The sequence below is a fragment of the Stenotrophomonas sp. YJH_SMC_8 genome, from assembly GCF_059371315.1.
Genome location: NZ_JCAFUL010000005.1, coordinates 158,886 through 178,041, shown reverse-complemented (window position 1 = coordinate 178,041; position 19,156 = coordinate 158,886). Strand labels below are relative to the sequence as shown.

Sequence of the window (19,156 nt, the reverse complement as noted above, 5' to 3'; positions counted from 1 at the left end):
AGACTAGATGTCCGCTTACAAGATTACCGAACACAAGTACGACATGGTCGTGGTCGGCGCCGGCGGCGCCGGCCTGCGCGCCACGTTCGGCCTGGCCGCCAAGGGCCTGCAGACCGTGTGCCTGACCAAGGTCTTCCCGACCCGTTCGCACACCGTTGCCGCCCAGGGCGGTATCTCGGCCGCACTCGCCAACATGGGCGAGGACGACTGGCGTTACCACTTCTTCGACACCATCAAGGGTTCGGACTGGCTGGGCGACCAGGACGCCATCGAATACATGTGCCGTGAGGCCATTCCGGCCATCATCGAGCTCGAACATTACGGCGTGCCGTTCTCGCGTACCGCCGAAGGCAAGATCTACCAGCGCCCGTTCGGCGGCATGACCACCAAGTACGGCGAAGGCCCGGCGGCGCAGCGTACCTGCGCGGCGGCCGACCGTACCGGCCACGCGATGCTGCACACCCTGTACCAGCAGTCGCTGAAGCACGATGCGCGCTTCATGATCGAGTACTTCGCGCTCGACCTGATCTTCGATGACGAAGGCGCCTGCCGCGGTGTGCTGGCCCTGGACATGTCCGACGGCACCCTGCACCTGTTCCGCGCCCAGGGCGTGGTGCTGGCTACCGGCGGCTATGGCCGTGCCTACTTCAGCGCCACCTCGGCGCACACCTGCACCGGTGACGGTGGCGGCCTGGCCATGCGTGCCGGCCTGGCCATGCAGGACATGGAGTTCGTGCAGTTCCACCCGACCGGCATCTACGGCGCCGGCTGCCTGATCACCGAGGGTGTCCGCGGTGAAGGCGGCATCCTGCGCAACAGCAGTGGCGAGCGCTTCATGGAGCGTTACGCACCGCATTACAAGGATCTGGCCTCGCGCGACGTGGTCAGCCGTTCGATGACCATCGAGATCCGCGAAGGCCGCGGCGTCGGCGAGCACAAGGATCACATCCTGCTCGACCTGACCCACCTCGGCCCGGGCGTGATCGACGACAAGCTGCCGGGCATCGCCGAGAGCGCCCGCATCTTCGCTGGCGTCGACGTGCACAAGCAGCCGATTCCGGTCATTCCGACCGTGCACTACAACATGGGCGGCATCCCGACCAACTACCACGGTGAAGTGGTGCAGCGGGTCGGCGACAACGACAATGCCGTGGTGCCGGGCCTGTACGCCATCGGCGAAGCGGCCTGCGTGTCGGTGCACGGCGCCAACCGCCTGGGCTCGAACTCGCTGCTGGACCTGGTGGTGTTCGGTCGCGCGGTGGCCAACCGCTGCGCCGAGACCATCAAGCCGGGCGCGGCGCACAAGCCGCTGCCGGCCGATGCCTGCGACAAGGCGCTGGGCCTGCTGGACAAGCTGCGCCACGCCAACGGCGATACCCCGACCTCGGTCATCCGCGATCGCATGCAGCGCACCATGCAGGCCGACGCGGCGGTCTTCCGCACCAGCCAGACGCTGAAGGAAGGCTGCGAGAAGATGGACAAGATCTTCGACTCGTTCCAGGACGTGAAGGTCTCCGACCGTTCGCTGGTCTGGAACTCGGACCTGATCGAGACCTACGAGCTGAACAACCTGCTGCTCAACGCGGTGGCGACGATCAACTCGGCCGAACAGCGCAAGGAAAGCCGCGGCGCGCATGCGCACGAGGACTATCCGGACCGCGACGACGTCAACTGGCAGAAGCACACCCTGGTCAGCGTCGACGAGAAGGGCAAGTGCAGCTTCGACTACCGTCCGGTGCACATGTACACGTTGACCGACGACGTGTCCGTGGTGCCGCCGAAGCCGCGCGTGTACTGATCCGACCCCGCCTACCATGCAATCCGCGCCCAAGGGCGCGGGCCGCCTGAGCCAACGAGAGCAGCCATGGCCGAGTTTTCACTCCCCAAGAATTCCAAGATCACGAAGGGCAAGCACTTCCCCGTCAAGAACGGCGGCAAGAACGTGCGCACCTTCAAGATCTACCGCTGGAGTCCGGACGACGACAGCAACCCGCGCACCGACACCTATGAAGTCGATCTGGACGCCTGTGGCCCAATGGTCCTGGACGCCCTGATCAAGATCAAGAACGAGATCGACCCGACCCTGACCTTCCGCCGCTCCTGCCGCGAAGGTATCTGTGGTTCGTGCGCGATGAACATCGACGGCACCAACACCCTGGCCTGCACCCGAGCCATCTCGGACTGCGGCAAGAAGGAAGTGCCGATCTACCCGCTGCCGCACATGAACGTGGTCAAGGATCTGGTTCCGGACCTGACCCACTTCTACGCGCAGTACGCCTCGATCAAGCCGTGGATCCGCACCCAGACCCCGGCACCGCCGGACCGTGAGCGCCTGCAGTCGCCGGAAGACCGCAAGAAGCTGGACGGCCTGTACGAGTGCATCCTGTGCGCCTGCTGCTCGACCAGCTGCCCGAGCTACTGGTGGAACGGCGAGCGTTACCTGGGCCCGGCGATCCTGCTGCAGGCCTACCGCTGGATCATCGACTCGCGCGATGAGGACACCGGTGCGCGCCTGGACGATCTGGAAGATCCGTTCAAGCTGTACCGCTGCCACACCATCATGAACTGCGCCCGGACCTGCCCGAAGGGCCTGAACCCGGCGTTGGCGATCGCCGAGATCAAGAAGCTGATGATGGAACGCCGCGCCTGATACGGTCCGGCTGTACCTGGTAGAGCCACGCCATGCGTGGCTGCGCCACCTCAGTAGAGCCACGCCATGCGTGGCTTTGCTGTATCTGGAGAAACACGATGGAAGAAGACGTTCTGCTGAAGAAGCTGCGCTGGCGCTGCCGCCGCGGCATGCGCGAGCTGGACCAGCTGTTCGGCCGCTACCTCGACCACGAATGGAGCACTGCGCCGACCGAAGAGCGCGAGGTTTTCCTGTTCCTGCTCGACTGCGAGGACGATAAGTTGTGGCGCTGGTTCATGGGCTATGAGGCCTGCCCGCATGCGCACGCGATCCCCCTCATGCAGAAGATCCTCGCCCTCAAGCCTTGAGTGGCGGCCCTCACGGCTGCAGGCCTCCGCCCAGCTGGCGGTGCTGCTGGCCGCACCCTGGCTGCCGCGCGCATCGGACCTGCCGCCGCGCCTGCTGATGCCCGCGGTACTGCTGGCCTGGGCCATTGGCGTGACCGAACTGGCCTGGCGTCAGCGCAGGCCGCGCGTGCAGGTGCTTCTGCCGGCGCCACCCGAGCCGCTGCAGGTGGCGGGGAAGGAGGTGGAGGCGCCGCAACTGGTGGTGCGCGGCCCCTGGCTGCTGTTGCTCTGGCGTGAGGATCGGCGCCGCCGGCGCCTGCTGTTCTGGCCGGATGTGCTCGATTCCGGGCAGCGACGTGAACTGCGACTGGCCGTCGCCGCACGCAGCGTTTCCCGTCGGCCCCGGTCGATGGCACCATAAGCTGAATTGACCGGCGTGCCTGCATGTTCAAACCCATCCCCGTGGCCATCGGCCTGCGCTACCTGCGCGCCAAGCGCCGCAACGGCTTCATCTCCTTCATCTCGATGGCATCGATCCTGGGCATCGCGCTCGGCGTCACGGTGCTGATCACCACCCTGGCGGTGATGAGCGGTTTCCAGAAGGAAATCCGCAGCCGCCTGCTGCAGATGACCGCGCACACCACCATCAGCCGCGACGGCGAGCCGATGCCGGACTGGATGCGGGTGGTCGACGTGGCCAACAAGGATCCGCGCGTGGCCGGTGCCGCGCCGTACATCGAGATCCAGTCGATGATCAGCGGCCCACGCGTGCAGGGCGCGATCATCCAGGGCATCGATCCGGCGCTGGAGCCGAAGGTGTCGGTGATCGACAAGAAGATCACCAAGGGCAGCTATGACAGCCTCAAGCCAGGCAGCTTCAACGTACTGCTGGGCAAGGAGCTGGCGATCTGGCTGGGCGTGGACGTGGGCGACCAGGTGCTGGTGACCTTTGCAGAAGTGCAGGGCACGCCTGCCGGCGCGGTGCCACGGATGAAACGCTTCACCGTCAGCGGCATCTTCGAGGCCGGTTACAACGAAGTCGACCGTGGCGTGGGCTTCGCCAACATGCAGGACCTGGAGCGCGTACTGCGCAGCGACGGCGCCACCGGCGTGCGCCTGAAACTGCACGACATGGACCGTTCGTTGGAAGTGGGCGTGGATCTGGCGCAGAACCTCGGTGGTGCCTACCGGGTGAGCGACTGGACCCAGCAGAATGCCAACCTCTATCACTCGCTGCGCATGGAGAAGGTGGTGATGGGCATCCTGCTGTCGCTGATCATCGCCATGGGTGCCTTCAACCTGGTCTCCTCGCAGGTGATGCTGGTGACCGACAAGCAGGCCGACATCGCCATCCTGCGCACCCTCGGCCTCACCCCGGGCGGCGTGATGCAGGTGTTCATGGTGCAGGGCTCGCTGATCGGCATCTTCGGCACGCTGGCCGGCCTGATCGGTGGCATCACCCTCACACTCAACCTGGAGCGCATCCTCGGCGCCATCGAGAGCGTGTTCAACGTCAAGCTGATGCCGGAGGATGTCTACTACATCACCGGCCTGCCGACCGACATGCAGACCGGCGACGTGGTGGCGATCACCGTGGTCGCACTGCTGATGAGCTTCCTGGCCACCCTGTACCCCGCCTGGCGGGCAGCACGCACCCAGCCGGCGGAGGCCCTGCGTTATGAATAAGGTCTTCAACCGCGGCGATGAAGTAGTCCGCGCCGAAGCACTGGGCAAGACCTACGCCGAAGGACGCATGCAGACCCCGGTGTTCGATGGCCTGGACCTGACCGTGACCGCCGGCGAGACGGTGGCGATCATCGGTGCCTCCGGCGCCGGCAAGAGCACGCTGCTGCACCTGCTGGGCGGCCTGGACATTCCGACCGCCGGCGAGGTCTATGTGACCGGCCAGCGCATGTCGGCGCTGTCGGACACCGCGCGTGGCCTGCTGCGCAACCAGGCACTGGGTTTCGTCTACCAGTTCCATCACCTGCTGCCGGAGTTCACCGCGCTGGAAAACGTGATGATGCCGGTGCTGCTTGCCGGTACCGCCGTGGCCGAGGCGAGCAGCCGCGCCACCACGCTGCTGGAAGCGGTCGGCCTGGGCCACCGCCTGGATCACAAGCCGGGCGAACTGTCCGGTGGTGAGCGCCAGCGTGCCGCCGTAGCTCGTGCACTGGTCAATCATCCGGCCTGCGTGCTGGGTGACGAGCCGACCGGCAACCTGGATGACCGCACTGCCGGCACCGTGTTCGAGCTGATGCTGGAGCTCAACCGCGCACGTCACACCAGCCTGGTGCTGGTCACCCACGACCGCAGCCTGGCGCGTCGCCTGGACCGGGTGCTGGAGCTGCGCGAAGGGCGCCTGCACGCACTGGCCCATGCCGACGTCTGAGTCGCTGTGCCCGCTTTGGTAGAGGCCGACCCTGGTCGACCAGGGAAGCCGCCGACCAGCGGCTGAATGGGGATGCCGGTCGTCGCGCCGGCGTTGCCAGGCCAGGCGCATGATGGCGGCAGTTCCCCGAGGAGATCGCCATGAAGACCCCGCTTCTGCTGGCCGGCCTCTGCTTGGCCCTGGCCGCCTGTGCCACCACCGGTCGGATCAGCAGCACTGAAAAACTGGCCCTGTACCGCGCCCATGCGGGCGCGCCACAGAATGACATGCAGTTCTTCGGCAGCCTCAATGGCTGGACCGAACTGGGTGACAGCGCGCTGGCGGTGTGGACCCGGCCCAGCGAGGCTTATCTGCTGGAGTTGAGAGGCCCCTGCCAGGACCTGCCGTATGCCACCGCCATCGGCCTGACCAGCCAGATGGGCCGCGTGTCGTCGCGCTTCGACAAGGTGCTGGTGCGCGACCCCACCGGCGGCCCACGCATGCCGTGCTTCATCGACAGCATCCGCAAGCTGGACGTGAAGGCACTGCGCACCTCCGAACAGGAGCTGCGCCAGGCGCAGGTGCAGGAGCGCGAGGAAGCCGCGAAATAGAGAGGTAGCGCCGGGCCATGCCCGGCGGAATCGGGAACGCCGGGCATGGCCCGGCGCTATCTCGAGATCAGGCTTCCGGAGTGAAGCCAGCCGGCTTTTCCGCGTCCTTCTCGAACAGGAACTTGACCAGCTCGCCTTCAAGGAACGCGCGATGCTCCGGCGTGCGCGGCGACAGCCGGTTCTCGTTGATCAGCATGGTCTGGTGCGCCAGCCATGCGGCCCAGGCCTGCTTGCCGATGTTGTTGAAGATGCGCTGGCCCAGCTCGCCGGGGTAGGGCACGAAGTCCAGGCCCTCGGCATCGCGTTGTTCGTACTGGCAGAAGACGGTTCGGGGCATGGCACTCACTCGTGGTTGCGGGATTTCTTGGAGGTTCGTTTCGGCGTCTTGATCGTGGCGCCGTCGAGCAGTTTGCGGATCGGCGCCGGAAGGCCCAGCGCGGGCAGTTCGTCGGCAGCCACCCAGCGCAGCGTGGGTTCTTCCACGCGCAGTCCGTGTACCTGCCGAGACAATACCTGCAGATGCAGCTTGTAGTGGCTGAAGGTGTGCTGCAGCACCGGCAGTTCGTCGGCATCTTCCAGCGAGCCGTCGACATGCGTGTCGAACCAGTCCTGCAGGTCACTGCCCGCCTCGGCCTGCGGCAGCGTCCACAGCTGCGCCCAGATGCCGGTGTCCGGCCGCTTCTGCAGCAGCACGCGCTGCTGGGCGTCGCGCAGCAGCAGGGCGACCGCTTCGCGCTCGGGCAGCGTCTTGCTCGGCTTGGGCGTGGGCAGGTCCGCAGTGCGGCCTTCGCGGCGTGCCACGCACGCGTCCTGCAGAGGACAGATGACGCAGGCGGGTTTGGCCCGGCTGCACACGGTGGCGCCCAGGTCCATCTGCGCCTGGGTATAGTCGGCCATGCGCCCGGCCGGCACCTGTGCCACGTGCGCCTCGGCGATGGCCCACAACTGCTTCTCGATGGCCGGCAGGCCGGGGAAGCCGTCGATGCCGTGGTAGCGGCTGAGCACGCGCTTGACGTTGCCGTCGAGGATCGCGAACGGGTCGTTCCAGGCCTGGCTGAGGATTGCTCCGGCGGTGCTGCGGCCGATGCCGGGCAGGGCATGCAGCGCATCGAAGTCACGTGGCAGGTCGCCATCGTGCAGTTCGACGCAGCGCTTGGCTGCCGCATGCAGGTTGCGCGCGCGGGCGTAGTAGCCGAGCCCGGCCCATTGCGCCATCACCGCGTCGTTGCTGGCGGCGGCAAGGTCGGGCAGGGTCGGGAAGTGCTGCAGGAAACGCTGGAAATACGGGATGACCGTGGCCACCTGGGTCTGCTGCAGCATGATCTCCGACAGCCAGACCTGGTACGGGCTGCGCGGATGCTGCCAGGGCAGGTCGTGGCGGCCGTGGTCGTCGAACCAGTGCAGCAGGCGGGCGACGAAGTCGTCTTGCTGGGCGGTGTCGGCGCTGGCGTGCGGCTGGCGGGGCATTGGAGTTCCAGAGAGGCAGCCACCCGTGGGTTCACCCTTGTAGAGCCACCCCATGGGTGGCTGCACCAGAGTGCGGTGGCTGCACGGTCTATCAGGCACCCAGTGCTTCAGGCAGCAGGGCGTCGACGAAGGCTTCCGGATCGAACACGCGCAGGTCTTCCGGGCGCTCGCCGATACCGGCGAAACGGATCGGAATGCCGAACTCGCGGGCCAGCGCGAACACCACGCCGCCCTTGGCAGTGCCGTCCAGCTTGGTCACCACCAGGCCGGTCACGTTCACCGCAGCATTGAACTGGCGCAGCTGCGACAGCGCGTTCTGGCCGGTGGTGCCGTCGATCACCATCAGCACCTCATGCGGCGCGGTGGGGTCGATCTTGCCGAGCACGCGGCGGATCTTGCCCAGTTCGTTCATCAGGCCGGACTGGGTGTGCAGGCGGCCGGCGGTATCGGCGATCAGCACCGAGGTGCCACGGGCCTTGCCGGCCTGCAGCGCGTCGAACGCCACCGAAGCGGCATCGGCGTTCTGCCCCTGGGCGACCACGGCCACGCCGTTGCGCTCGCCCCAGGCCTGCAGCTGCGCCACGGCAGCGGCACGGAAGGTGTCGCCGGCGGCCAGCATCAGGCTGTGGCCATCATCCTTGAAGCGCTTGGCCAGCTTGCCGATGGTGGTGGTCTTGCCGACACCATTGACGCCGACGGTGAGCACCACGAAGGGCTTGGCGTTGCGGTCGATCACCAGCGGCTTGGCGACCGGCTGCAGGATCGCGATCAGCTCGGCGCGGAGCGCGGCCAGCAGCGCATTGGCATCAGCGAACTCGCGCGACTTCATGCGCTTGCGCAGGCCTTCGACCAGGTCGGTGGTGGCGCCCACGCCGACGTCGGCGGTGATCAGCGCGGTTTCCAGCTCGTCCAGCAGGTCGTCGTCGAGCTTGGGGTTGCGCGAGAACAGGCCGCCGAAGCTGCGCGCGATGACGCTGTTGCGCAGGCGTTCGCGCCAGCCGGGCTTGCCGGCCGGCGCCGGAACGGCGTCGACCGAAGCAGCGGCCGGCAGGTCGTCGGCGGCCGGTGCCGGGGTGGACTCAGGCGCCGGTGCCGGTTCGATGGCCGCGGGCGCGATGGGAGCGACGTCGATCACCGTCGGAGCTGCCGGAACCGGAGTGGCTGGAGCCTGAATCACCGGAGTGGGCTCGACAGCGACCGGAGCGACGGCTGCGGCGGGCAGCTCGACCGGTGCAGGCTCGGCTGGTACGACTACCGGTGCCGGCTCTTTGTCCTCGACCGGGGCGGCCGACGGGAACGCCGCCGCCAGCTCTTCAGCCGAGTAGTGCTGGGTCTTGGGGGCCTCCGTTGCGGGGGCATCCTGGGGCTTCTTGCGGCGGAAAAAACTGAGCATTGGCAAAAGGCGCTGAAATCAGGGGGATATGCTACCACTCGGGCCTGTCCGGCCGATGTGGACTCAAGGTCGCGGCCCGCCGGCCGTTAACTGGTCCGGAGGGCTGCGCGGGGCGGCCCGGAGACCACCATGAACAACGTCATGAACAACGTGATGGGAACTGCACTCGGCGGCATGCGTGCAGCCCAGCAGGGCGTGCAGGTGGCCGCGCACAATGTTGCCAACCTCGCGACCCCCGATGCCGAGCGCTTGCAGCTGCAGCGCAGTGCGGTGGCGCAGGGCGGGGTGGAGACGGCGGTGGCCACCACCGGTCCCGATCCGGGCGCGCCACTGGGTGATCTGCTGGCGGCCAAGGCCGAAGTGGTGGCTTTCGCTGCCAACGCCGCAGTGATCCGGCGGCAGGACCAGATGCTGGGCTCACTGCTGGATCGCGAGGCCTGAGCAACCCGCCTCGGCAGGTGCCAGCCGCCGCCCCTGGTGGGTGCCAACCGCCGCCTCTGGTAGGTGCCAACCGCCGCCTCTGGTGGGTGCCAACCTTGGTTGGCACGCCGGACCCGCCCTGGTAGGTGCCAACCTTGGTTGGCACTCATGGAGCAGTCGAGCATGGCTCGACTCTACAAAAGCGCGTCACCAAGGTTGACCTCCACCCTGCCGATCAGGCCGACAGCTCCAGCAGCAGCTTGTTCAGGCGCGCCACGTAGGCGCCCGGGTCCTTCAGGCTGTCACCGGCGGCCAGTGCGGCCTGGTCGAACAGCACCCGGCCGAGGTCGTCGAAACGCGCGCCATCGGCTTCGGCATCCAGCTTGGCGATCAGCGGATGGCCCGGGTTGATCTCCAGTACCGGCTTGCTGTCCGGCACCTTCTGCCCGCTGGCTTCCAGGATCTGGCGCATCTGCAGGCCCAGGTCCTGTTCGCCGATGGCCAGTACCGCCGGCGAATCGGTCAGGCGGTGCGAGACGCGCACTTCGGCCACGTCATCGCCCAGCACCGTCTTCAGGCGCTCCACCAGGCCCTGCTTGTCCTTGGCCGCTGCTTCCTGTTCCTGCTTGTCCGCTTCGGTTTCCAGCGCGCCCAGGTCGAGGTCGCCACGGGCGATGTCGACGAAGCCCTTGCCGTTGAAATCGGTCAGGTAGCCCATCAGCCACTCGTCGATGCGGTCGGTCAGCAGCAGCACTTCCACGCCCTTCTTGCGGAATACTTCCAGGTGCGGGCTGTTGCGCACCTGGCTGTAGCTCTCACCGGTCAGGTAATAGATCTTGTCCTGGCCTTCGGCCATGCGGCCGATGTAGTCGGCCAGCGACACGGTCTGCGCATCGGCCTCGCCACGGGTGGAGGCGAAGCGCAGAAGGCCAGCCACCTTCTCGCGGTTGTTGTAGTCCTCGGCCGGGCCTTCCTTCAGCACCTGGCCGAATTCCTTCCAGAACGTGGCGTACGGCTCGGGCTTGTCGGCAGCCAGCTTTTCCAGCATGTCCAGCGAGCGCTTGGTCAACGCGGCCTTCATCGAATCGATGACCGGGCCGGACTGCAGGATCTCGCGTGAGACGTTCAGCGACAGGTCGTTGGAATCGACCACGCCCTTGATGAAGCGCAGGTACAGCGGCAGGAACTGCTCGGCCTGGTCCATCACGAACACGCGCTGCACGTACAGCTTCAGGCCCTTGGGCGCGTCACGGTGGTACAGGTCGAACGGCGCGCGGCCGGGCACGTACAGCAGCGAGGTGTACTCCAGCTTGCCTTCGACCTTGTTGTGGCTCCACGCCAGCGGGTCGCTGTGGTCGTGCGCCACGTGCTTGTAGAACTCGGTGTACTCGGCGTCGCTGATCTCGGTGCGCGGGCGGGTCCACAGCGCGCTGGCGCGGTTGACGGTTTCCCATTCCAGCGCGGCGCCTTCTTCGCCTTCCTTCGGCATCTGGATCGGCAGGCCGATATGGTCCGAGTACTTCTTGAGGATGCTGCGCAGGCGCCAGCCATCGGCGAAGTCATGCTCGCCGTCCTTCAGGTGCAGCACGATGCGGGTGCCGCGCTCGGCCTTGTCGACGGTGGCCACTTCGAAATCGCCTTCGCCACGCGAGGTCCAGCGCACGCCTTCGCCTGCAGCCAGGCCGGCGCGGCGCGAGGTCACTTCCACTTCGTCGGCGACGATGAAGGCGCTGTAGAAGCCGACACCGAACTGGCCGATCAGCTGCGAATCCTTCTTCTGGTCGCCGGACAGCTGGCGCAGGAAGTCACCGGTGCCGGATTTTGCAATCGTGCCCAGGTGGGCGATGGCTTCGGCGCGGCTCATGCCGATGCCGTTGTCTTCGATGGTGATGGTGTGGGCGGCGGCGTCGAAGCTGACACGCACGCGCAGCTCGCTGTCGCCTTCCAGAAGGGCCGGCTGGGTCAGGGCCTCGAAGCGCAGCTTGTCGGCGGCATCGGCGGCGTTGGAGACCAGCTCGCGCAGGAAGATTTCCTTGTTGGAGTACAGCGAGTGGATCATCAGCTGCAGCAGCTGCTTGACTTCGGTCTGGAAGCCAAGGGTTTCGGTCTGGGTGGTCTCGGTCATCGATAAGGCTCCATGTGCAATGCCGCGCCAGCGCGTGCGGCCTCGCCAAGGGGTATGGCTGATTGTCCCGAAATCAAGGGGTTGTTCTGGCAGGGCGGCGCCCTGCACCCGCAGAGACTGAAGCAACAGCAACAGCAACAGCCGGCTATCCGTGGGATGGCGGGGCGGTGTGGGTTGGCAGGACACGCCGTAAACCCGTCCTTGGGGGCTCGTTGGCGCCATCCATGGCGCCAACGGTCCTGCCAACCCACACCGCCCTGCCTCTGACAGGTTCACTCGGCTGTTGGTGGGTGTCGACCTTGGTCGACACATCTGTCAGATATCGATACATCAAATGGGGTCAGATCCGTTTTCCGTAGGAAAACGGATCTGACCCCAAGAGTCGTTCCGACAGCTCGCAGGAAACTGTCGAAGGCGGGGTGGGGCCGGTTGAGGGGGTGTGAGCGGCATGGATGCCGCGACCAAGCCCCCATGGATGGGTTTACGGCGTCCCCCGCAACCGGACCCACCCCGCCATCCCACGGATAGCCCGCTGTTGCTGTTGCTTCGGCCGTTGCTGTGGCCTCTGCGGGTGCCGGGCGCCGCCCGGCCGAACTACAATCCCGCTCATGCTGAAATTCTCGAATGAACCCCGCCGGGGGCGCCAATGAGCGGCCGTGCGGGCAATGACGGCCAGGTCCGCATCATCGGCGGGCGCTGGCGCAACACCCGCCTGCCGGTGCCGACCCTGCCAGGCCTGCGGCCCAGCAGCGACCGCGTGCGCGAAACCCTGTTCAATTGGCTGATGCCCAAGCTGGGCGGTGCACGGGTGCTGGACCTGTTTGCCGGCAGTGGCGCGCTCGGGCTGGAGGCAGTCTCGCGCGGTGCCAACCACGCCACCCTGGTCGAGCGTGACGCTCAGCTGGGGCGCAATCTGACCGCCGCCGTGGCCAAGCTGCAGGCTACCGAACAGGTCACCGTGGTGCAGGCCGATGCCCTGCGCTGGCTGCAGGGCGCTCCGGCACAGCTGGCCGACCTGGTCTTCATCGACCCGCCGTTCGCCGACGGGCTCTGGCAGGACGTGCTGGCCCAGCTGCCGCGGCACCTGGCCGCCGATGCCTGGCTGTACCTGGAATCCCCGGCCAGCCACGTGCCGGTGCTGCCGCCGGAATGGCTGCTGCACCGCGAGGGCGGTACCCGCGAGGTGCGCTTTGCCCTGTACCGCCGCGCCACTGCTACACTTTGACTTCATCTGAACATCTGTATCCGCCCATGACCGTGGCCAACCGCCGCATCGCCGTCTACCCCGGCACGTTCGACCCGATCACCAATGGTCATATCGACCTGGTCAGCCGGGCCGCGCCGCTGTTTGAAAAGGTCGTGGTGGGCGTGGCGCAGAGCCCGTCCAAGGGCCCGGCGCTGCCGCTGGAACAGCGCGTGCAGCTGGCGCGTGGCGCACTCGGCCACCATGGCAACGTCGAGGTCATCGGCTTCGACACCCTGCTGGCCCATTTCGTACGTTCGGTCCAGGGCGGGGTGCTGCTGCGCGGCCTGCGCGCGGTGTCCGATTTCGAGTACGAGTTCCAGATGGCCAGCATGAACCGACATCTGATCCCCGAGGTCGAGACCCTGTTCCTGACCCCGGCCGAGCAGCACAGCTTCATTTCGTCCTCGCTGGTCCGCGAGATCGCGCGCCTGGGCGGCGACGTGTCCGGCTTCGTGCCGGCCGCGGTGCTCGAAGCCCTGCGCAAGGTCCGCGAAGCGAAGGCGGCACAGTCGTAAGCCCCGCTGTACCCGCACCCCATTACGTACAACACCACGCACCATTCCGGGAGGAAACCCATGAACACCACCATGCGCGCGATGCTGATCGCTTCGTTGGCCCTGGCCTTCACCGCCTGCAAGAAGGAAGAGGCCGCTCCGGTCGACGAGGCCAAGCAGGCCCTGGTCGCCCCGGCCAAGGATGACGATGCAGGCTGGAAGAAGTACCTGCAGGAAGTGGCCATCCAGAACATGGGCAACATCACCAACAGCCCGTTCCTGTACTACCTCTCCCCGGAATCGGACCCGGACTTCCAGTCCAAGTACGAGCGCCAGACCGAGAGCGCGACCCAGGCCGTGGCCCGTGGCGTGCAGCCGGGCAACATGCTGGCCTTCGGTTCGTCGGCCTCGGGCAAGATGGCTGACATGATCCAGGCCGTGTTCAAGGACGTGTCGCCGGATTCGATGAAGGGCGTGCGCGTCGTCTTCATCGGCCAGTCGGCCGACAACGCCCGCGTGCAGGCTGCCATCCAGCCGACCGGTGCCGAGTACATTTTCGTCGAAGCCAAGTAACACCGAGCCATGGCGGCCATGCTCCGGCATGGCCCGGGCGGCGTCCTGCAAGGGCGCCGCTGATGACCTGACCGGCCCGCGCGCCCGCGCTGGCCGGTCCTTTGTCCCAGGGCGCGGGCGAGGAGTATCGCCGTGTCGCTGAAAATCAACGAGCTCTGCGTCAACTGCGACGTATGCGAGCCGGCCTGCCCGAACCAGGCCATTGCGATGGGTGAAACCATCTACGTGATCGACCCTGCGCGCTGCACCGAATGCGTGGGGCATTTCGACGAGCCACAGTGCGTGGTCGTCTGCCCGGTCGAGTGCATCGATCCGGACCCGGAGATCGTGGAAACCGAAGACCAGCTGCTGGCCAAGCTGCGCCAGCTGCAGCACGATCACCCCGAACTCTATGCGGAGCCCCCATCCGAATGAAGACGCTGATCGTCCGTCCCCTGTTGCTGCTCGGCCTGCTGCTGAGCCCGATTGCCTGGGCCGACAGCCCGGCCCGTGCCGAGCGCCCCGATGGCGCGGCCATTGCCAGTGGGCACGCGCTGGCGACGCAGGCCGGCATCGACATCCTGGCGCAGGGCGGCAATGCCTTCGACGCTGCGGTGGCAGTGTCGTCCACGCTGGCGGTGGTCGAGCCGATCAGCTCCGGCCTGGGCGGCGGCGGCTTCTTCCTGCTGCATGACGAGGCCACCGGCAAGGACGTGATGCTGGACGCGCGCGAGACCGCGCCGGCCGCTGCAACGCCGCAGGCCTTCCTCGACAAGCAGGGCAACCTCGACCGTGACCGTTCGGTCAACGGTGCCTGGTCGGCCGGTATTCCGGGCCTGCCTGCAGCACTGGTCGAACTGTCGGCCAAGCATGGCAAGCTGCCGCTGTCGGCCTCGCTGCGGCCAGCCATCCGCATCGCGCGCGAAGGCTTCCCGGTGTACGACCGCATGGCCAAGGGCTATGCCTCGCGTCGTGAGGTGATGGAGCGCTATCCCGGCACGCGCGAGGTATACCTGCGCAACGGCAAGCCGATCGCCACCGGTGACCTGTTCAAGCAGCCGGAACTGGCGCAGACGCTGGAGCGCCTGGCCGCGGGTGGCTTTGATGGCTTCTACAGGGGCCAGACCGGAAAGCTGCTGCTGGCCGGTGTGAAGCAGGCCGGCGGCAAGTGGACCGCTGAAGAGCTGGCCGGCTACCGCGTGAAGCAGCGCGAGCCGATCGTCTTCAACTACAACGGCTGGAAGATCACCACCGCGCCGCCGCCGTCGTCCGGTGGCATCGCGCTGGCCAGCATGCTGCAGATCCTGGAAGGCTGGGACATCAACAAGATGGACCCGGCGCACCGCACCCACCTGGTGGTGGAGTCGATGCGCCGTGCCTACCGCGACCGCACCTTCTTCCTCGGCGATCCGGACTTCGTGCAGATCCCGCAGAAGGTGCTGACCAGCAAGGATTACGCACAGGGCCTGCGCGCCACCATCCATCCGGAGAAGGCCACGCCCAGCGACCTGCTGTCGGGCAATCCGACCCCGCTGGAAGACGATGAGACCACGCACTTCTCGATCATCGACCGTGACGGCAACCGTGTCGGCGCCACCCAGACCGTCAACCTGCTGTACGGCTCGGGGCTTATTCCGAAGGGCACCGGCGTGCTGCTGAACAACGAGATGGACGACTTCGCGCTGAAGCCGGGCACGCCCAATGCGTTCGGTGTGATGGGCTACGAGGCCAATGCGCCGAAGCCGGGCAAGCGCATGCTCAGCTCGATGACGCCGACCTTCATGGAGAATGCCGACAAGGTGGTGGTGCTGGGCACCCCGGGTGGCAGCCGCATCATCACCATGGTGCTGCTGGGCATCCTCGGCTACGACGCCGGGCTGGATGCGCAGCAGGTTGCCGCGCTGCCGCGTTACCACCACCAGTGGCTGCCGGACCTGATCGAAGCCGAGGACGATGCGTTCGACGCGGCGACGGTGAAGCAGCTGCAGGCGATGGGCCACAAGATCGACCTGCCGGGCAATGTCGCCGCGGGCGGCCGCGGTTCCAGCCACGTGTGGGGCAACCTGCAGACCGTGGAATGGGATCGCAAGGCCAATAAACTGTTCGGCGGCAGCGACCCGCGCAACCCGGTGGGCAGCGCCCAGGTCGTGCCGGCGCACTAAGGCGGCGGTAGCGCCGGGCCATGCCCGGCGAAATGAGAATCACCGAACCCCGCCACCCGGCGGGGTTTTCTGTTTTCTTCCTAGCGATTATTTAACGAGCCGGCGCCGATAATCGGCGCATGAAACTCTGGTCTATTCGTGGAAACTCGCAACGCCTCGATGGCGGCGCGATGTTCGGCAACGCGCCGCGTGCGTTGTGGGAAAAATGGGCGGCACCGGACGAGCTCAATCGCATCGAGCTGGCCTGCCGTGCGCTGCTTGCCAGCCCGCTGGAAGGCAAGACAGTGCTGTTTGAAACCGGTATCGGGGCATTTTTCGATCCGCGCATGCGCGAGCGTTACGGTGTGCAGGAAAGCCAGCACGTGCTGATCGATTCGCTGCGCGAGGCCGGTTTCGAGCACGAGGATATCGACGTGGTGGTGCTGAGCCACCTGCACTTTGATCACGCCGGTGGCCTGCTGGCGGCGTGGAGCGAAGGACGTGAGCCGGAACTGCTGTTTCCCAATGCGACCTATGTGGTCGGTGCGCAGCATTGGCAGCGCGCCATGCAGCCGCATCCGCGCGACCGGGCCAGTTTCATTCCGGAGCTGCCTGGCCTGCTGCAGGCCAGCGGCCGCCTGGAAGTGGTGGACGGCGAGTATTCGAAGGTACTGGGTCGCAGCGTCCGCTTCAGCTACAGCGATGGTCACACGCCGGGGTTGATGCTGGCCGAGATCGTCGGCCATGCGCACGCCGGCGAGGATGCGCATGGCGGGGTGGTGTTCTGTGCTGACCTGATTCCCGGCCGCTCATGGGTGCATGTACCGATCACCATGGGCTACGACCGCAACGCCGAACTGTTGATCGACGAGAAGCGGCAGTTCCTTGAGGACAAGCTGGCGCGCAACGTGCATCTGTTTTTCACCCACGATCCGCAGGTGGCACTGGCGCAGCTGGGGCGCGATGACAAGGGGCGTTTCGTGACCCTGCACGAGCAGGGCGAACTGAAGGCGCGCGCGCTGGGGTGAGGGGTGTTGTCGGCAGGGCTTGCAGCCCTGCACCTGCACGACGGCAACGTCAACGTCAAAAGCGGGCTATCCGTGGGGTGGCGGGGCGGTGTCGGATTGCGGGGACGCCGCAAGTACGTCCCTGTAGGCTTGGCCGCCGCATCCATGCGGCGGACACCCCGCAATCCGACACCGCCCCGCCTCTGACAGATGGCTGCGATCTGTCGGGGTCGGATCCCGTTGCTGTGCAACGGGCTCTGACCCCATTCGATTGAACTGGACTGTCTTACGAGGCCTTCAGGCAGCTGCTCATGAAGGTCTTGCGCGCGTCACCGGCCAGCTTCTTGGCACCCGCGTCAGCGTTGCACTTGCGCATGCGTTCCTGCTGCGCATTGACCGGCTTGGCTTCGGCGGCATGGCCACTGAGGCAGGAACTCTGCGCGGTCTTGTAGGCGTCCCCCTTCAAGCCCTTGTTCTTGGCCGAGCAGTCGGCCATGCGCTGCTGCTGTGGCGTGGTGGCATTGGCGGCCAAGGGCAGGCTGACCAGCAGGACAGCGGCCAGCAGGAAAGAAGCTTTCATCGAGGACACTCCAAGCGGTGGCGGGTGCGCGGAGCATTGGCCTGCGGGCAGCAAGGCCACGTGAAGAATCGTGCCCCGGCAGTGATCGCTTGCAGCGGCATTCAGATGGGCGTATTACTTAGCCATATGGGTAAGTATGATCCTGCCATTCAAGACGTGTTCCAGGCACTGGCCGACCCCACCCGATGCGCGATCGTGGCCGCGCTGGGGCAGGGGCCGCGCACGGTGTCGACCTTGGCCGAGCCTTTCGAGATGGCCTTGCCCTCGCTGATGAAACATCTGGCCGTGCTGGAGCGCAGTGGCGTGGTGCGCAGCCGCAAGCAGGGACGTGTACGCACCTGCGAACTGGTGCCGGAACGGTTGGGCCAGGCCGAGCAATGGCTGGCCGCGCAGCGCGCCGTGTGGGAAGCACGCGCCGAGCGCATGGTCGAGTTTGTAGAAACCCTTCACCGACAGGAGCAGGCCCATGGCCGTAGACGCAGGTAACAACCCCGACACCGATCTGGTCATCAGCCGTGTGCTGAACGCACCGCGTTCCGCCCTGTGGCGGGCGTGGACCGACCCGGAACTGCTGCGCCAGTGGTGGTGCCCGAAACCGTGGACCACCGAGGTACGCGCATTCGACCTGCGCCCCGGCGGGGCCTTCCACACCTTCATGCAGGGCCCCGACGGCGGCCGCAGTGACAATCCGGGCAGCTTCCTGGAGATCGTGCCGCAGCAGCGCCTGGTGTTCACCTCGATGCTGGGCCCGGGTTGGCGGCCGCAGTCACCGTGGCTGGGCTTCACCGCCATCATCACGATGGAGGACGAGGGCCAAGGCTGCCGTTACACCGCGCGGGTGATGCACCCGGACAAGGCCCTGCGTGACCAGCATGAGCAGCTGGGTTTCTTCGACGGCTGGAACACCGTCATCGGCCAGCTGGAAGCGTTCGCAGCCGGCCTGTAGTACAGCGCTTGGGGTCAGAGCCCTTTCCGTCGAGAGGGATCCGACCTCGTGCCGGTTGGGGTCAGATCCCTTTCGGCACGAAAGGGCTCTGACCGCCGGTACTCCGGATCAGCCCACGCGGGTACCGAAGATGCGATCACCGGCATCGCCCAGGCCCGGCAGGATGTAGCCCTTGTCGTTGAGCTGGGCGTCGATGGCCGCGGTGTAGATTTCCACGTCCGGGTGCACGGCCTTGACCGCCTCGATGCCTTCTGGCGCGGCCACCAGGAAGATGCCCTTGATGCGGCGGGCACCGGCACGCTTGAGCATGTCGATGGTGGCGATCAGGGTGCCGCCGGTGGCCAGCATCGGGTCCAGGATCAGCGCGTCGCGCTCTTCCAGGCGGCCGGTCAGGCGCTCGAAGTAGGGCACTGGCTGCAGGGTTTCCTCATCGCGCTGCAGGCCGACCACGCTGACGCGGGCGGCCGGGATCAGCGACAGCACGCCGCTGAGCATGCCCAGGCCGGCACGCAGGATCGGCACCACGGTGATCTTGGCGCCGGCGATGCGCTGTACGGTGACCGGGCCGGCCCAGCCGGGCAGGGTGTGCGGTTCGGTGTCCAGGTCGGCGGTGGCCTCGTAGGCCAGCAGGGTGCCCAGCTCGTTGGCCAGTTCGCGGAAATCCTTGGTGCTGAGCGCGGCATTGCGCATCAGGCCGATCTTGTGCTGCACCAGCGGGTGGCGCACTTCGACGATCTTCATGGTCGGGAAGGGGAAAAAGGAGAGAGGACGCCATTTTGCCGGATTGGGCGCACAACCCCAAACCGGGGCCGGAGACGGCCTGCATG

22 protein-coding genes are annotated in these 19,156 nt (G+C 66.6%); 16 read left to right on the top strand and 6 right to left on the bottom strand.

The annotated features are described in order from the left end of the window. Positions 1–7: 7 nt before the first annotated feature. From sdhA to AC5P88_RS08185, 7 genes are all read left to right on the top strand, one after another. Complete coding sequence (gene sdhA, locus AC5P88_RS08215) at positions 8–1,798, top strand: succinate dehydrogenase flavoprotein subunit (RefSeq protein ID WP_164139248.1); 1,791 nt, start codon at positions 8–10, stop codon at positions 1,796–1,798. A gap of 66 nt (positions 1,799–1,864) precedes the next feature. Further along, positions 1,865–2,650 (top strand): succinate dehydrogenase iron-sulfur subunit, encoded by a 786-nt coding sequence (locus AC5P88_RS08210; RefSeq protein WP_005409079.1) that lies wholly within the window; start codon positions 1,865–1,867, stop codon positions 2,648–2,650. A gap of 98 nt (positions 2,651–2,748) precedes the next feature. After that, positions 2,749–2,997 carry an FAD assembly factor SdhE gene (locus AC5P88_RS08205; RefSeq protein ID WP_005409080.1) on the top strand — a complete coding sequence of 83 codons (249 nt, stop codon included), beginning with the start codon at positions 2,749–2,751 and terminating at the stop codon, positions 2,995–2,997. After that, positions 2,948–3,397 carry a hypothetical protein gene (locus tag AC5P88_RS08200; protein WP_495224784.1) on the top strand — a complete coding sequence of 150 codons (450 nt, stop codon included), beginning with the start codon at positions 2,948–2,950 and terminating at the stop codon, positions 3,395–3,397. The genes AC5P88_RS08205 and AC5P88_RS08200 overlap by 50 nt, the downstream gene beginning before the upstream one ends. A gap of 23 nt (positions 3,398–3,420) precedes the next feature. Then, on the top strand, positions 3,421–4,662 hold the full coding sequence (locus AC5P88_RS08195) for a lipoprotein-releasing ABC transporter permease subunit (protein ID WP_049427320.1): 1,242 nt from the start codon (positions 3,421–3,423) through the stop codon (positions 4,660–4,662). After that, on the top strand, positions 4,655–5,368 hold the full coding sequence (lolD, locus tag AC5P88_RS08190; protein ID WP_111110819.1) for a lipoprotein-releasing ABC transporter ATP-binding protein LolD: 714 nt from the start codon (positions 4,655–4,657) through the stop codon (positions 5,366–5,368). The genes AC5P88_RS08195 and lolD overlap by 8 nt, the downstream gene beginning before the upstream one ends. Before the next feature lie 140 nt (positions 5,369–5,508). Beyond that, positions 5,509–5,958 carry a DUF6491 family protein gene (locus tag AC5P88_RS08185; RefSeq protein WP_106550790.1) on the top strand — a complete coding sequence of 150 codons (450 nt, stop codon included), beginning with the start codon at positions 5,509–5,511 and terminating at the stop codon, positions 5,956–5,958. A gap of 67 nt (positions 5,959–6,025) precedes the next feature. On the opposite strand, the gene AC5P88_RS08180 is transcribed toward AC5P88_RS08185, so the two are convergent. From AC5P88_RS08180 to ftsY, 3 genes are all read right to left on the bottom strand, one after another. Further along, on the bottom strand, positions 6,026–6,295 hold the full coding sequence (locus AC5P88_RS08180; protein WP_014036808.1) for an oxidative damage protection protein: 270 nt from the start codon (positions 6,293–6,295) through the stop codon (positions 6,026–6,028). 5 nt (positions 6,296–6,300) lie between these two features. Further along, positions 6,301–7,425, bottom strand: a complete 1,125-nt coding sequence (gene mutY / locus AC5P88_RS08175; RefSeq protein WP_495224783.1) for an A/G-specific adenine glycosylase — start codon at positions 7,423–7,425, stop codon at positions 6,301–6,303. A 91-nt stretch (positions 7,426–7,516) separates the two neighbouring features. Then, on the bottom strand, positions 7,517–8,818 hold the full coding sequence (gene ftsY / locus AC5P88_RS08170; protein ID WP_106550792.1) for a signal recognition particle-docking protein FtsY: 1,302 nt from the start codon (positions 8,816–8,818) through the stop codon (positions 7,517–7,519). Positions 8,819–8,959: 141 nt separating this feature from the next. Here ftsY and AC5P88_RS08165 point away from each other — a divergent pair, with 141 nt between their 5' ends. After that, positions 8,960–9,259, top strand: a complete 300-nt coding sequence (locus tag AC5P88_RS08165) for a hypothetical protein (RefSeq protein ID WP_106550793.1) — start codon at positions 8,960–8,962, stop codon at positions 9,257–9,259. Positions 9,260–9,473: 214 nt separating this feature from the next. Here the strand turns inward: AC5P88_RS08165 and htpG are convergent, their stop codons facing one another. Then, a complete protein-coding gene (htpG, locus tag AC5P88_RS08160; RefSeq protein WP_495224782.1) occupies positions 9,474–11,363 on the bottom strand; it encodes a molecular chaperone HtpG in 1,890 nt (629 codons plus the stop codon). A gap of 646 nt (positions 11,364–12,009) precedes the next feature. Here htpG and rsmD point away from each other — a divergent pair. From rsmD to AC5P88_RS08130, 6 genes are all read left to right on the top strand, one after another. Further along, positions 12,010–12,588 carry a 16S rRNA (guanine(966)-N(2))-methyltransferase RsmD gene (rsmD, locus tag AC5P88_RS08155; protein WP_106551411.1) on the top strand — a complete coding sequence of 193 codons (579 nt, stop codon included), beginning with the start codon at positions 12,010–12,012 and terminating at the stop codon, positions 12,586–12,588. 26 nt (positions 12,589–12,614) lie between these two features. Continuing rightward, positions 12,615–13,124, top strand: a complete 510-nt coding sequence (gene coaD, locus AC5P88_RS08150) for a pantetheine-phosphate adenylyltransferase (protein WP_005409091.1) — start codon at positions 12,615–12,617, stop codon at positions 13,122–13,124. A gap of 60 nt (positions 13,125–13,184) precedes the next feature. After that, positions 13,185–13,676, top strand: a complete 492-nt coding sequence (locus AC5P88_RS08145; RefSeq protein WP_197633690.1) for a hypothetical protein — start codon at positions 13,185–13,187, stop codon at positions 13,674–13,676. Positions 13,677–13,808: 132 nt separating this feature from the next. Further along, entirely contained in the window at positions 13,809–14,090 is a 282-nt protein-coding gene (locus tag AC5P88_RS08140; protein ID WP_004153175.1) for a YfhL family 4Fe-4S dicluster ferredoxin, read from the top strand. Further along, positions 14,087–15,817, top strand: coding sequence for a gamma-glutamyltransferase (ggt, locus tag AC5P88_RS08135; protein ID WP_495224781.1), 1,731 nt, complete (start codon positions 14,087–14,089; stop codon positions 15,815–15,817). The genes AC5P88_RS08140 and ggt overlap by 4 nt, the downstream gene beginning before the upstream one ends. 119 nt (positions 15,818–15,936) lie before the next feature. Beyond that, a complete protein-coding gene (locus AC5P88_RS08130; protein WP_005412984.1) occupies positions 15,937–16,824 on the top strand; it encodes an MBL fold metallo-hydrolase in 888 nt (295 codons plus the stop codon). Positions 16,825–17,089: 265 nt separating this feature from the next. Here the strand turns inward: AC5P88_RS08130 and AC5P88_RS08125 are convergent, their stop codons facing one another. Next, complete coding sequence (locus AC5P88_RS08125) at positions 17,090–17,383, bottom strand: PsiF family protein (protein WP_106549394.1); 294 nt, start codon at positions 17,381–17,383, stop codon at positions 17,090–17,092. A 60-nt stretch (positions 17,384–17,443) separates the two neighbouring features. Here AC5P88_RS08125 and AC5P88_RS08120 point away from each other — a divergent pair, with 60 nt between their 5' ends. Together AC5P88_RS08120 and AC5P88_RS08115 are read left to right on the top strand one after the other, a co-directional pair. Next, positions 17,444–17,869, top strand: a complete 426-nt coding sequence (locus AC5P88_RS08120; protein WP_495224780.1) for an ArsR/SmtB family transcription factor — start codon at positions 17,444–17,446, stop codon at positions 17,867–17,869. Further along, a complete protein-coding gene (locus AC5P88_RS08115; protein WP_495224779.1) occupies positions 17,850–18,329 on the top strand; it encodes an SRPBCC family protein in 480 nt (159 codons plus the stop codon). The genes AC5P88_RS08120 and AC5P88_RS08115 overlap by 20 nt, the downstream gene beginning before the upstream one ends. Positions 18,330–18,437: 108 nt before the next feature. On the opposite strand, the gene upp is transcribed toward AC5P88_RS08115, so the two are convergent. Further along, complete coding sequence (gene upp / locus AC5P88_RS08110; RefSeq protein WP_005409099.1) at positions 18,438–19,070, bottom strand: uracil phosphoribosyltransferase; 633 nt, start codon at positions 19,068–19,070, stop codon at positions 18,438–18,440. Positions 19,071–19,156 lie beyond the last annotated feature (86 nt).

What these genes read in the sequence shown, in the direction of transcription:
- sdhA (WP_164139248.1), top strand. Translation starts at nt 8, where the DNA reads ATGTCCGCTTACAAGATTACCGAACACAAGTACGACATGGTCGTGGTC.
- AC5P88_RS08210 (WP_005409079.1), top strand. Translation starts at nt 1,865, where the DNA reads ATGGCCGAGTTTTCACTCCCCAAGAATTCCAAGATCACGAAGGGCAAG.
- AC5P88_RS08205 (WP_005409080.1), top strand. Translation starts at nt 2,749, where the DNA reads ATGGAAGAAGACGTTCTGCTGAAGAAGCTGCGCTGGCGCTGCCGCCGC.
- AC5P88_RS08200 (WP_495224784.1), top strand. Translation starts at nt 2,948, where the DNA reads ATGCGCACGCGATCCCCCTCATGCAGAAGATCCTCGCCCTCAAGCCTT.
- AC5P88_RS08195 (WP_049427320.1), top strand. Translation starts at nt 3,421, where the DNA reads ATGTTCAAACCCATCCCCGTGGCCATCGGCCTGCGCTACCTGCGCGCC.
- lolD (WP_111110819.1), top strand. Translation starts at nt 4,655, where the DNA reads ATGAATAAGGTCTTCAACCGCGGCGATGAAGTAGTCCGCGCCGAAGCA.
- AC5P88_RS08185 (WP_106550790.1), top strand. Translation starts at nt 5,509, where the DNA reads ATGAAGACCCCGCTTCTGCTGGCCGGCCTCTGCTTGGCCCTGGCCGCC.
- AC5P88_RS08180 (WP_014036808.1), bottom strand. Translation starts at nt 6,295, where the DNA reads ATGCCCCGAACCGTCTTCTGCCAGTACGAACAACGCGATGCCGAGGGC.
- mutY (WP_495224783.1), bottom strand. Translation starts at nt 7,425, where the DNA reads ATGCCCCGCCAGCCGCACGCCAGCGCCGACACCGCCCAGCAAGACGAC.
- ftsY (WP_106550792.1), bottom strand. Translation starts at nt 8,818, where the DNA reads ATGCTCAGTTTTTTCCGCCGCAAGAAGCCCCAGGATGCCCCCGCAACG.
- AC5P88_RS08165 (WP_106550793.1), top strand. Translation starts at nt 8,960, where the DNA reads ATGAACAACGTGATGGGAACTGCACTCGGCGGCATGCGTGCAGCCCAG.
- htpG (WP_495224782.1), bottom strand. Translation starts at nt 11,363, where the DNA reads ATGACCGAGACCACCCAGACCGAAACCCTTGGCTTCCAGACCGAAGTC.
- rsmD (WP_106551411.1), top strand. Translation starts at nt 12,010, where the DNA reads ATGAGCGGCCGTGCGGGCAATGACGGCCAGGTCCGCATCATCGGCGGG.
- coaD (WP_005409091.1), top strand. Translation starts at nt 12,615, where the DNA reads ATGACCGTGGCCAACCGCCGCATCGCCGTCTACCCCGGCACGTTCGAC.
- AC5P88_RS08145 (WP_197633690.1), top strand. Translation starts at nt 13,185, where the DNA reads ATGAACACCACCATGCGCGCGATGCTGATCGCTTCGTTGGCCCTGGCC.
- ggt (WP_495224781.1), top strand. Translation starts at nt 14,087, where the DNA reads ATGAAGACGCTGATCGTCCGTCCCCTGTTGCTGCTCGGCCTGCTGCTG.
- AC5P88_RS08130 (WP_005412984.1), top strand. Translation starts at nt 15,937, where the DNA reads ATGAAACTCTGGTCTATTCGTGGAAACTCGCAACGCCTCGATGGCGGC.
- AC5P88_RS08125 (WP_106549394.1), bottom strand. Translation starts at nt 17,383, where the DNA reads ATGAAAGCTTCTTTCCTGCTGGCCGCTGTCCTGCTGGTCAGCCTGCCC.
- AC5P88_RS08115 (WP_495224779.1), top strand. Translation starts at nt 17,850, where the DNA reads ATGGCCGTAGACGCAGGTAACAACCCCGACACCGATCTGGTCATCAGC.
- upp (WP_005409099.1), bottom strand. Translation starts at nt 19,070, where the DNA reads ATGAAGATCGTCGAAGTGCGCCACCCGCTGGTGCAGCACAAGATCGGC.